Genomic DNA, 281 nt, shown 5'->3' with positions numbered 1-281 from the left:
ATCGGCCTGCACGACGGCCAGGCAGTGCTGCTGCTGAACCTGCACCACATCGCCGCCGACGGCCAGTCGATCCGGGTGTTGTTCGACGAGTTCCTGACGATCTACGCCGCCCTGGTGCGCGGCGAATCGGCCGACTTGCCCGAGCCGCAACGGCAGTACCTGGATTTCGCCGCATGGCAGCAGGCCGCGCTGGCGCAAGGCGCGTGGGACGGCCAGCTCGCGTACTGGCAAGACCTGCTGAGCGACGCGCCGGCGCAGCACGCACTGGCGCTGGATGCGCC

1 protein-coding gene is annotated in these 281 nt (G+C 69.8%); it reads left to right on the top strand.

Annotated features, from left to right (window positions below; all coding sequences use genetic code 11):
• Positions 1 to 281, top strand: a 281-nt coding sequence (locus HKX41_11195) for a hypothetical protein (GenBank protein NNC24696.1), incomplete at both ends; no start/stop codon positions are given.

The organism is Salifodinibacter halophilus, from assembly GCA_012999515.1.
Lineage (GTDB): Bacteria > Pseudomonadota > Gammaproteobacteria > Nevskiales > Salinisphaeraceae > Salifodinibacter > Salifodinibacter halophilus.
Note: the sequence above shows the minus strand (reverse complement) of the source record. Positions and strands in the feature narration are given on the sequence as shown.